Origin of the sequence: Petrotoga sp. HWHPT.55.6.3, from assembly GCF_002895495.1 — a bacterium.
Lineage (GTDB): Bacteria > Thermotogota > Thermotogae > Petrotogales > Petrotogaceae > Petrotoga > Petrotoga mobilis.
Window position 1 is genome coordinate 1 of record NZ_AZRJ01000053.1, and the last position, 13,900, is coordinate 13,900.

Here is a 13,900-nt window from a genome sequence, read left to right on the forward strand (position 1 = left end):
AGCGCCCTTTCACCCCGCTCCCCACCCGTGAGGAAAAGAGTTTTTACCAGCGCCCTACCCCCGCTCCCCACCCATTTAAGGAAAAGATCTGTAGTTTCAAAGACTGCGTCTATCTTCTATTAGTATGCTAATAATTAACTCACTAACTATTAGCATACTAATAATTAGTATACTATCTTTTTTTGAAATATCAAGGTTTTATTTGAAATTTTGATTAATAGTTTATATCTTTTGAATACATCTCTTAATCTTTTGAGTGAGTTACCTGGCGAAAGGGCGCTAAAAACATTATGAGAAGTGTTGACGAGAAGATAAATTTATAATACTAAACAAATGTATCATAAGATCAATTAATCCTTAAATAATTCAGATACCATTTTATCAGGAGTTAGAAGAAACAAGTCGTCAGTTTGAAATTTGAGTAACTCTGGTGTAAAACCAGATTTGGAAAAGAGGATGTATTTTGTTTGCTTGTTTCCAAAGTTTACATAGTTACTTCTCAGTTTCAGTGTCTCCAAATCTTTTATTCCCATCTTTTTATTAGTCCACTTGCATTCACCAAAGAGGATGTTGTCGTCGTTATATGCTACTATGTCTATATCATACGATAAGTTTTTTGAATAAGGGACCTTTCCCCAGCTTTTTCCTATATTATTAATGAGAAAACCGGGATAATTGGGTTTTTCTTTTAAAAATTGTATGCAGATATTTTCAAACTGATGGCCAATATGAGTGGGCAGTTGTTGGTATATTTTTTCTAATGCGCTTTTAGGATTGAATTCTATTTCTGAAAGGTATCTACCCAAGAGGTTAAAGTAAAAGTCAAAAAATTCATCGTTTATAGAATACCTTGCGTTTCTTCTTTTTCTATCTAATATGCTGTTTTCTTTTTTTAAAATCTCATAATTATTCACTAGTTCGTTTAAATATTTTGAGAGGGAAGTAGAAGGGATTTTTGAAATGTCTTCTATCTCCTTGAGAGTTTTGTTGCCTCCCCCGATTGCTTCCAATATTGAAAAATAGGATCTATGTTCAGAACCAAATTCTAAAATTAAAATGTTTTTAGACTCTTCTTTGAAAGGTGAAAAATCGGCGATGAATAAGTCGTATATCTTGTTTTTTAAATTATCTTTGTTTTTAAAACCCCACAAATATTTGGGAACACCACCTACAAGGCTATAGATTTCTAAAGCTTCTTCAGTATCGTAACCAAAGTCGAATAACATCTCTAGTCCGCTTTTTAAGTTGAACTTTTTGAGATTAATAAAGTTATTTACTCTTCCAAATAATGGCATTTTTTCTTCCATAAATATTTTTTTGATGAGTCCTGTGTATGAACCCAAAACCGTAAGCTTTGTGTTGTATTTTGTTTCATCCCAAGCATGTTGCAAAGAATAAAGTATATCGCTATTTACCAAAAAGAAATTTTGAAATTCATCAAAAATTATATGATCAAATCTTTCGAAAAGATCTGTAAAAAGGTCGTACCAATTTGTATAAATTGCCTTTGAAACAAGGAGACTCAGCTCTTTTAACAGTGCCTCTTCTCTTTTTACTTCAACAAAAAAATATAAAAAATTGTCACGATTTTCATAGGCTTTTTTAATGAGAGAAGTCTTGCCTATTCTTCTTCTTCCGTATAAAACGGTGAATCTTTTTTCTTCAGAGTTTAGGATTTTGGTAAGAGCTTCTAATTCTTTGTCTCTATCATAAAAATTCATTTATAGCGCCCCTTCGCCCCGCTCCCCACCCATCTAATTTTTTCTCTATCATAAAAGTTCATGACATACCACCTTTATATACTGATCCGTAATATACCGGTGAGTATATTACTGATCAGTATATTACTCGTCAGTATATTATATCACAATATAATGATCTATATTCAAATCTATTATATCGAATGCTTTTTTTATTTTGTTGGACCAGTTTAGGTTTATGGGGTGTTCTATTCTTGTGGAGATGACTGTCTCCAAGTTGAGGGTATTGGCTAAGTCATAGTGTTTTTTTAAGTTGGTTAATCCACCAACTTTGGTGATGTCTAAGACGACCCCTGAAGCAATATTTGATACTCTGATTATATCCTCAGGTTGTTCGATGGATTCATCCCAAAATATTGGGTAGTTTATTTGTAGGTTGCTTAAAGTATTTTCTTTATACTTTGGTGTTGGCTGCTCTAAAGCCATTATTTCCGAGCTTTTTAGAAGTTTTAGAATGAATCTGATTTCATGTTGGGGAAATAATCCTCTCAGGTCGATCCATAGTTTTTTATTTTTGAAGAGTTTCAATATTTTTTCAAACTCTGAGAGCAACGGTTTTTCTAAGAACTCTATCTTTATAATTTCTTCATCTTTTTGAATTTCAGGAAGTAAATCAAAGATATTGGTGTCTTTTTTCCAAAAAATCCTAAAGAGAGATTCTTGTGAGATACCTTTTTTAGTGGGGAAGAGTAAGTTTATAGGGTCGTAATTGTATTTGTTTGTTAGGTAGTCAAAAATGGCTAAAAAAACAGCGGTTTTTGAAGAGTTGTCTCTTTTTATCTTTTCATTGAATTTTTCTTCGATATTGGGGATATTTTCAATATCATCTTCCATTTCAAATAGGTCTCTAATCAATTCCAATATCGCCATAGTAGTTTTAAATGTTTCGCCAAAATAGTAATTGGGGGTGGCTGCCCCAACCCCCTGAATTCCTTGTTTGTCTATGAATTTAAATATCGCATGCTCTTGCCATTCCATATTTAAATTTTTTAAGATTGTTCTTTCTTGCCAGTAATATACGTCTCTTTTTCTTTCTTTCATGAATTTTCAGCCTTCTTAGTATATATTTTCCATGAGTAAAAACCAAAATAAGGAAACTAATATTGCATAGGTTGGCGATAAGATTAGCTCTTTTATATTCTTTTCTTTTACAAAGATAAGTTTGTATGCCAACCCAGCACCTAGTGCTATAATAGACCAAAGATAGTTTTGAGCCATTATAAAAATGAATATCGCTAACCTTTCCGATGCACCGATTGTGTCTTTTCTTTCTTTTTCGAATAAGTTGAAAGTTCTGAATAAGAAGCTTCCAAAACTGGTTGTGACAATCATTCCTACAATATAGAATTGAAAGACGTTAGATAAGAAAGAATCTTGAAAAAAGTTTCTGAATAGGTATGACCAAAGAAAAAAAGCCCCTAAAAATATGATTTCGAAGTAAATGTTGGTGTTTTTGTTTTGTATTCTTAATAAGTCTATACCTATGTGAAGAAGGACAGAAAGTGAAACTATTAAAAGCATCCATCCTGTTAACATATCAAAATTGAAAGCCAAAAAGACCAATAAGACCCAGATTAGATGTTTATAATAACTGGATTTGTCCAAGAATTTATCAGAATAAACGTTGGTAAAGGCAAAATCAGATACAAAATGACTTAGAAAGAGTGTCATTGAAAACATAGTATACCTCCATTAGTATTCCCAATAATTTTTTTCGACGACTTTTAATCTTGAGAAGTCTCCTTTTTTTCTTCCTACTTTCGCACAAGGCCTACCATCGACTTCTACTATATCGGCTGTGAAGTCAACTTTTTGTTTCAGTAACGATGATCCAACACCGTAGAGATCTACGGGAACTTCAAGGGTTTCAAATAAATCAATTTTTTCTTGGTTGAATCCCCCTGAGACCATTATTTTTAAATTGTTCATTCCTAGTTCATCGAATTTTCTCCTCGCCCGCCAGACCATCTCCGGGTTAACTCCTAAAGATGATTTGTCTTTTGGAATAACGGATTTGTCCCTTAAGGATCCGGATGTGTCGAATCTAACTGCCCAAATTTTGTCTTTTCCTTCACCAATTATCTTAGACAAGTCTCCCCTGTCAATATTGGGTTTTTCACCGTATATGTGTTCGTAAAAGTCTTTTGCTACTTTGATGGTCGTTCCGATAACGTCGTTGTCCCAGTCTACTAACACCATTCTATTTACGTGACCATCTATGTATTTGTTGAAAGCTATAGCTGCGTCTGAGGTGTTACCATTGTAAGCGGCAATTAAGGCATGAGGTATTGTTCCTAGAGATTCAACCCCCCAATAATCAGCGTTTGCATCGGTAGATACCCCAAAGGCTCCAGCTTTCAAAGCTGCATAACCGTCGGTTGTTTGAACCCAAAAATGGTCGAATCTTGCACTGAAAAATAAAATCGGTTTTCCTTTGGCAGCATTGACAACTTTCTTTACAGCGGTAGCCGTACTAGAAGCCCTTGCCATTACCCCTAAAAGAAGCGTTTCCAAATACCCAAAATAAACAGGATTACCCTCGATTACGAAAACAGGTTCCATACTCTTCGCTTCGTCTCCATCGTTTAAAGCTAATACTTCTATTTCGTCCCATTTATCTACCCATAAACTGTTTAATAACATTCTTAGGTCCCATTTTTTATTTGTGCAATTTAGAAGTTCTTCTTTGTCCATTCGTGTAGAGGCGTCTTGTATTGCTCTTTCTATGGTTAAAATTTCATCAAAGATCTCTTTTGCCTTTTCTTCATCTTTGTAGTAACCTGTTCCGTAAGTTAAAAGAGCTAGCGCTTCGTCTAGTCCAACTACTACACAGTCTGCCCTTGGGAAGAATTGATAGGTTACATTTACTTTTCTTTTGTCTTTTTTTAGGACTTCTACATACCTTGTGAAATATTTGTCGGTGTAATAGCCCATTCTTATTTTGTCGATGGGTACTTTAAAGAGTTTTGGATGTAATCTTTTATTAGTATCGTTTAAATCCATTTTTTCCACCTTCTGATAAATTTTTTAGCCGTTTTTATATATTCTAAAACTTTGTGTTAGCGCCCCTTCGCCCCGCAGCCCGCCCATAAGGAAAAGGAGCTTTACCCTTCACCCATTTCTCATCTTTCTAAATCAAGTAGATATTTTTTCCACTTGATAGTTGGACTGAATTTTCCTATACTGCCATCACTTTTTATTACCCTGTGGCACGGGATAATTATGGGTAAAGGGTTTTTCTTCATCAAATTTCCTACAGTTCTGTACGCTTTTGGATTTCCTGCCTTTGATGCCAATTCTTTGTAGGTAATTACACTTCCCTTTTTTGTGTTATACAGAGTTTCATAAACCCTTTTTGCAAAAGCTGTTTCACCGGGGAAGTCGAATATTTCTTTTGGGATTTTTTGGAGATCTCCATATAGATATGCATATATTATATCAAAATGTTTCTTTGTTTTCGAGTTGTAATAATTCTCATTTTTATTAGCGCCCCTTCGCCCCGCAGCCCACCCGTCTAAGGAAGGAAAATCTTTATTCTTTTGTCTGGCGGACCACCCTTCTAAGGAAGGAAAATCTTTATTCTTTTGTCTTGCAGCCCACCCTTCTTTTTGAAAGGTTAGCCTTATCTTAGTTATTTTGTCATTTTTGACATAGATTATCACACTACCGATAGGAGTTCCTATTACGGCTTTCATCTTTCCAACTCCTTGAAATCAACGGGAACTATGTACGTAGTTCCTTCCCTCATGGTTATTCCGTAAAAAAGCTCGGCAATTTCCATCACTATTTTATTGTGGGTTATTATCAAAAATTGAGACTTTTTAGAGTTCTCTAATATTAAGTCTGATATTTTGGCAGCGTTTAGGTCATCCAAAGGGGCATCGATTTCATCTAGTATATAAAAAGGACTCGGGTTTAGATTCATGAGTGAGAAGAGAAAAGCTATAGCTATGAGAGCTTTTTCTCCTCCTGAAAAGAGAGAGAGCTTTTGAAAGTTCATCCCAGATTTTTTTACAGATATTTGGATCCCTTTTTCAAACTCTTTGCCCTCACCAATTAACCTGAGTTCACCGTATCCATTTGGAAAAAGTTTTGAGATGAAGAATGAGAATTCTTTGTTCAGATTGTTAAAAAATGTGTTGAATTGTCGTTGAGCTTCTTCGTCTAGATTTTTTATACTTTGTTTAAGAGAATTTATGGATTTCATTATGTCTTCTTTGTTTTTTAGATTTTCTTGGTATTCTTTTTCTACTTCTTCGTATTCGTCTAAAACAGTTAAATCAACCGAACCTAGCTTTTTTAATGAACTTTCCAATTCTTTTTGTTTGTTCCCAAGTGCCTGGATGTCTTTTTCGGGTAATTCTTTTAGCTCGAACTCTTCTTCGTTAATTTCTAAGTTTTGGGCTTTTTCGTTTAGGAATTGTATGTTGTGGTTGGCTTCTTTTATTTCAAATTCAATCTCTTGATTTTTTTGTTTTATTGTATTTATTTCAGTTTTTAACTTGTCTATACGATTTTCATAATTTTCCAAGTCTTTGGCCTTGTCGTATTTGCCTGTCCTACTTTGTTTCATCAGTTCAAATAATTTTGAAATTTCGTTGTTGAGAGAGTCTTTTTCTTTATTGAGTTCGTTTATGGCTTGGTTTATTTTATCGTTCTTTTCTTTTAAGCTATCAAAGGATTCTTTTGTTTTTTGCTGTTTAATTTTTATTTCTTTTAATTCATTTTCAATTGCTGACTTTTGATTTTTGTAGTATTCGTACTTTTCTTTTATGCTCTTTAACTCCATTTCTTGACCTATAAGCTCTTTTTCTACTTGATTGAGTAAGGTTCTTTTTTCTTTGATGGTTTCTTCGATTTGTTGCATTTTCTTAGTCGTTTGAGTAGTATTTTGATGGTTATTTTCGATTTCCATTTTTAATGATTGTATCTCTTGATCAAGGGTTTTGGTTTTTTCTTCATAGTTTGCTAATCTTTCGTTGTAGAAAGTTATACTTTCTTGCAGATTTTTAATTTCTTCCTTTATTTTTTTGTAGTCAAGGTCATGTGCGTTTTTTGTTACTGTTGCTTGCCTTAACTCGTCTTTTGTTGATTCTAATTCTTCTTTTTGAAGATTAAGTTTTTCTTTTACTTTGTTGTATAGGGTTTGTTTGTTTGCAAGGTCTTTTCTGATTTTGTTAAGATCTTCTTCTATTTCAGAGATCTCTCTTTTTCTTTTAAGAACCGTAGAAGAATGATCGTATTTAGATTTTCCTCCGGTTATGGCACCAGAAGAGTAGACTAACTCGCCGCTGAGAGTGACAATATTTCCAGGATACTTCATTTTCGATATTTTTATAGCTGTTTCGATATTATCGACTAACAGTGAGTTAGAGAAAACGTACTCCATAACCTTTCGATATTCTTGAGTGTAGTTTACTAAATTGATTACAAAATCTATGGTGCCGGGTTCTTTTAAGAAGTTTTTTGGTAATCGAACTTCAGTCCTTAATAGATCAAGTGGAAGAAGGGTAATTTTTCCATTATTGCCTTTTTTCACAAGATCCAAATACTCTTTTGCCTTTGACGAATTTTTTATTACTATGTTTTGTATTCTTGAACTGGCTATTGTCGAAACCGCTTCTTCATATTTTTCTTCTGTGTTAATTAAATTGGCAACGACATCCACGACATTATCGTCATCTTTGAAGACTTTGAAAAATTCTTTTATCGTTATTGAGAATCCTTCGTATTCGTTGATCTGCCTGGTTAAAGATTGATATGTGTAAAATAGATTCTTTTCATTTTGTTGAAGAGAGTCAATTTCTGATAAAAGGGTATTGTAAGAGTTTTCCGTGTGTTTTAACTCGTCGAATTTCTTTTTTAATCTTTGTTCTAATTGAATTTCAGTGCCTTTTGTATGAGAGAGTAGTTCTTCTATTTCTTTCATTTTTTGTAAATTGTTTTCTAATTTTGTTTTCAAGGTATTTATTTGATCTTTTAGTAAGTTAATTCTTTCTTGGTTACTGCTGTATGTTGTTTGGAGGTTTTTTAGTTCTGTTTCTTTCCTTTCTTTTTCTTGAGATGCCTTTGATAATTCGGATTCTAAGGTTTTGAGCGATTCTTCTTGTTTTTCTATTTCCTGTATAATACTATTCTTTTTTTCGTTTATAAGGTTTGTTTTGTTTTGGGTTTTTTCTTCTATTTCTCTAAAATCTCTTTCGTTTTTAGAGAGTTCTTTTAACTGTTGTTCAAGCTTGTTCATTTTTTCTTCTAAAGAGTTTAATTCCCACTCTTTGCTTATTATTGAAGAGTTGTTCTCATTCAGTTCTTCTGTTAAATGGTTTTTTTCATTTTCTATCGTTTGAACCCTTTGCCTGTAGTTTTCTACCATGTCTCCGTTGATGGATAGTTGTTTGTCAGTATCTTCTATTTCGCTTTTTAAATTTCTATAGCTTCTTTCTACTTCAAAAAGCTCTGATAGCAGAGATTTCATTCTTTGAGAATTTTCTTGTATCTCCTTTTGATATGTTTCTATCTTTTTTAGGAAAGATATTTTAGAAGCACCAAAGTACATCTTTCCTATTCTTTTGATTTCATTACGATATTCAAGGTATTTTTTTGCCCTACCAGCCCTAATGGATAAAGATTTTAATCTTTTATCTACAACGAATAGTAAATCGTTGATTCTGTCTAAATTTTCAGTTGTCTTATTCAATAGATTGATCGATATTTCTTTTTTTTCTAAGTACGTGGCTATGTTTGAAGCATCCAACACGATATCTCTAATATTTTCAGGCGAGGAGTTAACTATTTCACCAATTTGGCCTTGTCCAATAATCGAGTAAAAGCTTTTCCCGGTTCCTTTGTTGAATACATTTTGCACTTCTTTAAGGGTGCCGACTTTGTTGTTTACATAGTACTTGTTGGATTCGTCTTTCTCCAATATTTTTGAGATTTTAATTTTTTCATTGTTGTCGTTTTGTACTACTAGCGAAACTTTTGCATAGTTGGAAGAGTCACTTCCATTGCTTCCTATGTGCAATACATCGTTTTTTTCTGATATTCTCATCTGTTTTTGAGATTGCTCTCCTAATAACCATCTAATCGCGTCTACAATGTTTGATTTCCCCGATCCGTTTGGACCGATTATCGCGATAATATTTTTATCCAAATTAAAATATGTTCTTCTGCCAAAACTTTTAAAACCCTCTATCTCTAGGGATAAGAGTTTCAAGTTTGACTCCCTCCAGCATTTTCAAGGCTTTTAATCTTTTCTTCAACTGTTTTAGTAACCTCTTCAACATCCTTGCCTTGTTTTAATGCTCTGTACATGATCCCGATTATCCTCATATCCAGGTACGCGTACCATTTTGGAGATCCTTTAGTAGAACTTTGGTTTCTTAAGAGGTAACTTGGATGAAAAGTTGGGAAGATTTTAATGTCTCCATACCAGTTGAAGAAACGTCCACGCGATTGAGTTATCTTAGATTCACCAGTAAAGTAATTCAAAGGTGTATTGCCAAGGGTTACGATTATTTTTGGTTTGATAACAATTATTTGCCCATCAAGATAGGATTGACAACTTTTAACCTCTTCTTGTGTGGGAACCCTATTTTGAGGAGGACGACATTTAACTATGTTTGTGATGAAGACATCGTTTCTTTCCAATTTTGCATACTCTTTGAGCATCTTTTCTAAAAGTTGTCCCGCTCTTCCAACGAAAGGCTCTCCCAAAGCGTCTTCATCTGCACCAGGACCTTCACCTACAAACATTATTGGTGAATCAACGTTTCCGGAACCTGGCACAGTATTAGTTCTTGTAAGATTCAAGGGACACTTTTCACATACCTCTATCCTTTTGGCGATCATTTCGATATTCTTTTGTTTTTCCTCGTTGCCGTATAGGAACATTAATATTCCTCCTCACATTAATCCAAATTCAAACCCATCATCACCATATGAGATATTTTTATCGGGTATATAATTGATAAAAAAAGATATTCTGAACGAGGCTAAATCAAACTGGGGTAGTAAGGAAAATTTAGTCTGTACGTTCAACGTCCAGCACACAATTTTTTTCTGTATTTCAAACTCTGTGAAATCCCAGCTTTGATCCTCTATGTCATAATCAAAGGTAATTTTTGCAAATTCACTTTTATCCCTGTTGTTTATGTCGAAGCCCGTTTCAAGAGACTCTGAAATGCGGTAGGTTGTATCTATTCCAAAAGAGTAATTTGAACTTTTTTCCAAGAAATTTAGGTCTAAGTCGTAGACAGTGTACTCTTCCTTCATGTCAAAATCCCCGTAAATTTTGTTACCTTCATAATAAAAAAGAAAATACGTTAAAACCTCTGGGATCTTTTTGGTGAATGTTTGTTCATGAATATAATACCTATAATCCAATTGTAGCCGATTTCTATTGTACCTCAAAATTTCTCTGTTTTCAATATAATCTACCTTAATCTCTTCTTGATGGCCATAATCAAACTCACTTCTATGGGTTAAAGGGCCAATGACGTTGGTTAGTTTGATGTTTGTTGTATCCGGCTGGATCGTATTGGGATCAGTAGTATCAAACTTGGTCTGTGTTTGTAAGGTATTTTTAGTGTTGAATAGATTTATGTTGGTTTGAGTTTGAAGTTCCATTTCTTGCAAATCTGGGGAATTTTCAGCGTTTCTCAGATCAAAACTTCTGTTTAACTTTGCAGAGTTTGTAAAATTTTTTTCAAAAAGAGAGAAAGAATACCCTACGTAATCGTTGTAATTCAATTCGTCTGTGGCAGAGGGAGTGAGGGAGTTTTCTAAGACCTTTACGTATTCTAATGAGTTACCAAATTCGAAAACACCTAAATCAATTTCTAACCCCGGTTCTAAAGAGTAATCAAAGAGCGATTTTCCAGAAGAGTAATCTTCACCCGGTATAAAATCGTTGTTATAGTTGAAGTGAATTGAATCCTCCATGTTGAATTTTAAATCAAAATTATTTCTATCAATCTCATAAAGGGTATCTTTGTAAGAGAAAGTATTTTTAGTTTCTAATCGATTTTTGGTGGTTTCTGTTGCGACGGTGGTGTAAGCGTAATCAAAATCGCCGTACATTCTGGCAAATGTTTCATAGAAGTTGTACTTTCCTTCAATATCTATTTCACTTTCTTTCGTATCCCATATCTGATCCATAGAAAGGTTGGATATGTCCCCATATGAATGAGAGTTGAGCTTGAGCTTTGATAAAGAGATCAAAGATCTGCCATATTTCTTTTGAAAGGCTTGAGATTCAACGTTTAAAAATAGAATATCATCAAATCCCTTAGAATCCCAATAAATGTGTGAATGTATGTTTTTAAGGTCTCCCAAATTCGTTTCCAATTTTGGGATATTTAACGACAGGGATTTTTCTTTTGTTGCTGGTTGAACTTTTAACTCCAATTTTGCAATTTCACTGACTTCGTTATCTTCGAAAAATTGGTAAGAAACTCCTAAGTTGTTATCGTTGGTATCTGGAGAATTCAGACCTGTAGATAGATACAAGCTTCCATATAGAAAAGGGACACCGTATTTTAGTGTCACTTCTTGATCTGTTTCTTGTGTGATTAGATCGTTGGCCGTGTTGTAAGATAAGTGGACTTTCGATCCGTTTTCAAACTTATAATTAATTTCTGTTAGTAGGGAAAATTCGTTGTTATCGTATCCAAACGTGAGAGACATGGGTTCTTCTTCATCTTCTGATAAACTTTGAAAATAGAAAGGTAGGTATAGAACGGGGACCCCGAAAAAACTAAGTACCACATCTCTGGCTATTAAAAAATATCCTGGAAATATGTCGACTTTCCTGGCTGAGAAGTAATAAGTTATACAGTCCTCGCATGTTGTTAATTTCGTCTGGTTTGTTTCTATTATATTTTCTTGCATCGGCTTTTCCATGCTTTCAGACCATATGCGGACATCTATTTCTTTCTCTGCCTTATACTTTTGTATGGTATATGAATTTACAAAGACTGCGGAATCTTCCTCGAAGTTTACGGTTATCTCTGAGGCTTGTATAGAGATATCTTCATATAGATAAGTTATATCTCCAAAGAAAGTCGCTGCTTTAATCGTTCCATCTTCGTTTAATTCACCTTGAGCTGAATCGGCTTTTATCGTGGAACCTTCATACTCTACATAGACGTTACCTTCTAAAAATAACAGATCATCTTTCAAATAAAAATCTTCACTCGTTATATTTACAGGTGCAGAAAAAAAGGAAGAACCAACAAGAATAAACAATATTACAGAGAAAATTCTTTTCAAAGGCTCGAGAAGTTTGTAAGATACTCTTGTATCCAGCATTAAGAATAGAAAAGTACCAATAATACCAAATATTATGTTGGGGATCCAAACGGATATCGTTGGATTTATTATATGCTCTTTTCCCAAAGCAGACAACCAAGCGCCAGAACCTTGATAAATTATTACCAGCACAAAAGTCGTAATTACACTCCAAGATTTACTTGTTAAATTTAAAAACAGGGACAAGGCAATTCCTAAAATACAAATTACTAAGGGAGCCAACGAGTTAGCAAATTTTGACTGGTAAGAAACTATTAGACCGGAGACATCCAAACCAAGTTTGGAAAAAGTAGTTATTTTTTCTTTTAGTTCCTTTGAGGTCATTTCATTAGCACTTTTAGAGAAGTTCAGAAATTCTTCGACATCTTCTTGAATATCGAGTTGCAATTGATCAAAAGTTATGTCTAAGTCGAGAAATCCATCTTCGTTGGTTCTGAACATCCTTCCGTTTTTCATGTACCAACCGTCAGGACCTTTTTGAGCTTGTTGAGCGTTAAAAACAGCGGTGTAATCATTTTTAACCTCGTATAAGAGCACGTCGTATAAAATTCCACTTTCTCTATCTATCTGTTTTACAAAGAGGTATCTTCCATCACCAACATCCACAAATTGGTTTTCTTCGATCTGTGCTTGAGGCCTTTGATAGACGTACAATGCCATAGCTTCTTTTGCCTTGTAGTTTGATACGGGTACGATGGTGTTGAAGAGTGCAAATGTGAAAAAAGATAACAAGAGAGAAATCGTCATGAAAGGTATGATTAATTTCTTCATCGGTATTCCCAACGTTTGTAGAGCAATTATTTCGTTTGCAGAGGAGAGTTTTGAAATAACCCAAAATATACCAAAAAGCACTCCCACAGGAATGCCCATAGAGATAAAATATGGTAGGTGATACCAAATCAATATCAGTAGTTTTGAAAATCCCACATTGTTTCTAACGATTATTTCAGATAGTTGGTAAAGTAACTCCAAGCTCACAAAGACTATAAAAGCAATTAAGCCCATAAAAAATGGCGGTATGAATTCTTTTGAAACGTATTTGAAGAGCTTCTTCATGGGTTCTCTTCTCCCAAGAAATAGAAGAGTTCTAAATCGTTATTTCTACATTTGTACAGTTCCCCTGTCAACGCCCAAATGATATTTTCAGAGATGTTTGTGATAAAATCTGAAAAGTTTGCTAAATTGTTTAAGACTTCTATATGAAGAGAAGCGGATTTAATAGATTCTTTGGACTTGTACAAGTACGATTTGTAGGCTTCGATCAGTCCTTTCACTTCTTCGTTGAGAATACAACTTTTCTTGGCTTTTTCAAAAAAACTTTCTTTTACCTGATCTGTCATCAATTTGGCGGCTTTGATATTGATCAAATCTGATAGTGAGGATAAAACAAGTGAAAGGTTCTCTTTGATTAATTCCAAACTGTCCTCAAAATTTGTAGCGTTTACAGTAGAAGGGGTTTTGAGTATTTCAATTATCAATTTGGCATTTTTTTCGCATATGTCTCCCATGTTTTCAAATATTTGGACTAATTTTGAGCTCATGAAACAAGCTTTTAAGTAAATGCCTGTGTAATTACCAGAGGACAATAAGATAACGCTTTCATAATTTAGGCTTGCTTCGATGAAATCTAATCTGTCGTCTTGATTTATTATTTCTTTTGCTAATTTATCGTTTCTTTCGAGATAAGCATCCCCAAATTTATAGTACATTTCTTGAACTATTCTACCCATTCTCAAAACATTATTCAAATATCGTGTCAATCGATTTAAACTGATGCTGTTGATTTGGCTGACATTCTCTTTTTTGAACAAATTATATGCCTCCTAAAA

Annotated in this window: 9 protein-coding genes; all 9 read right to left on the reverse strand. The window is 33.9% G+C overall.

Annotated elements, in window-relative coordinates; translation table 11 throughout:
* Positions 1–350: 350 nt before the first annotated feature.
* The 9 genes from X926_RS09325 to X926_RS09365 all read right to left on the reverse strand — a co-directional run bounded on the left by X926_RS09325 (position 351) and on the right by X926_RS09365 (position 13,882).
* Positions 351–1,721, reverse strand: a complete 1,371-nt coding sequence (locus X926_RS09325; RefSeq protein WP_103065897.1) for an ATP-binding protein — start codon at positions 1,719–1,721, stop codon at positions 351–353.
* A gap of 138 nt (positions 1,722–1,859) precedes the next feature.
* Positions 1,860–2,801 (reverse strand): enolase C-terminal domain-like protein, encoded by a 942-nt coding sequence (locus tag X926_RS09330; protein ID WP_103065898.1) that lies wholly within the window; start codon positions 2,799–2,801, stop codon positions 1,860–1,862.
* 15 nt (positions 2,802–2,816) lie between these two features.
* Positions 2,817–3,440, reverse strand: coding sequence for a hypothetical protein (locus X926_RS09335; RefSeq protein WP_103065899.1), 624 nt, complete (start codon positions 3,438–3,440; stop codon positions 2,817–2,819).
* A gap of 12 nt (positions 3,441–3,452) precedes the next feature.
* A complete protein-coding gene (locus X926_RS09340) occupies positions 3,453–4,763 on the reverse strand; it encodes a nicotinate phosphoribosyltransferase (RefSeq protein ID WP_103065900.1) in 1,311 nt (436 codons plus the stop codon).
* 119 nt (positions 4,764–4,882) lie between these two features.
* Positions 4,883–5,455 (reverse strand): methylated-DNA--[protein]-cysteine S-methyltransferase, encoded by a 573-nt coding sequence (locus X926_RS09345; protein WP_103065901.1) that lies wholly within the window; start codon positions 5,453–5,455, stop codon positions 4,883–4,885.
* A complete protein-coding gene (gene smc, locus X926_RS09350; RefSeq protein WP_103065902.1) occupies positions 5,452–8,976 on the reverse strand; it encodes a chromosome segregation protein SMC in 3,525 nt (1,174 codons plus the stop codon). Before smc ends, X926_RS09345 begins: the two co-directional genes overlap by 4 nt.
* On the reverse strand, positions 8,973–9,653 hold the full coding sequence (locus X926_RS09355; protein WP_103065903.1) for a uracil-DNA glycosylase: 681 nt from the start codon (positions 9,651–9,653) through the stop codon (positions 8,973–8,975). The genes smc and X926_RS09355 overlap by 4 nt, the downstream gene beginning before the upstream one ends.
* A gap of 12 nt (positions 9,654–9,665) precedes the next feature.
* Positions 9,666–13,127, reverse strand: coding sequence for an LptF/LptG family permease (locus X926_RS09360; RefSeq protein WP_103065904.1), 3,462 nt, complete (start codon positions 13,125–13,127; stop codon positions 9,666–9,668).
* Positions 13,124–13,882, reverse strand: a complete 759-nt coding sequence (locus X926_RS09365; protein WP_103065905.1) for a PhoU domain-containing protein — start codon at positions 13,880–13,882, stop codon at positions 13,124–13,126. The genes X926_RS09360 and X926_RS09365 overlap by 4 nt, the downstream gene beginning before the upstream one ends.
* Positions 13,883–13,900 lie beyond the last annotated feature (18 nt).

Bases quoted from the DNA above. Each gene is read 5' to 3' on its own strand.
- X926_RS09330 (WP_103065898.1), bottom strand. From the start codon at position 2,801: ATGAAAGAAAGAAAAAGAGACGTATATTACTGGCAAGAAAGAACAATC.
- X926_RS09335 (WP_103065899.1), bottom strand. From the start codon at position 3,440: ATGTTTTCAATGACACTCTTTCTAAGTCATTTTGTATCTGATTTTGCC.
- X926_RS09340 (WP_103065900.1), bottom strand. From the start codon at position 4,763: ATGGATTTAAACGATACTAATAAAAGATTACATCCAAAACTCTTTAAA.
- X926_RS09325 (WP_103065897.1), bottom strand. From the start codon at position 1,721: ATGAATTTTTATGATAGAGACAAAGAATTAGAAGCTCTTACCAAAATC.
- X926_RS09355 (WP_103065903.1), bottom strand. From the start codon at position 9,653: ATGTTCCTATACGGCAACGAGGAAAAACAAAAGAATATCGAAATGATC.
- X926_RS09360 (WP_103065904.1), bottom strand. From the start codon at position 13,127: ATGAAGAAGCTCTTCAAATACGTTTCAAAAGAATTCATACCGCCATTT.
- X926_RS09345 (WP_103065901.1), bottom strand. From the start codon at position 5,455: ATGAAAGCCGTAATAGGAACTCCTATCGGTAGTGTGATAATCTATGTC.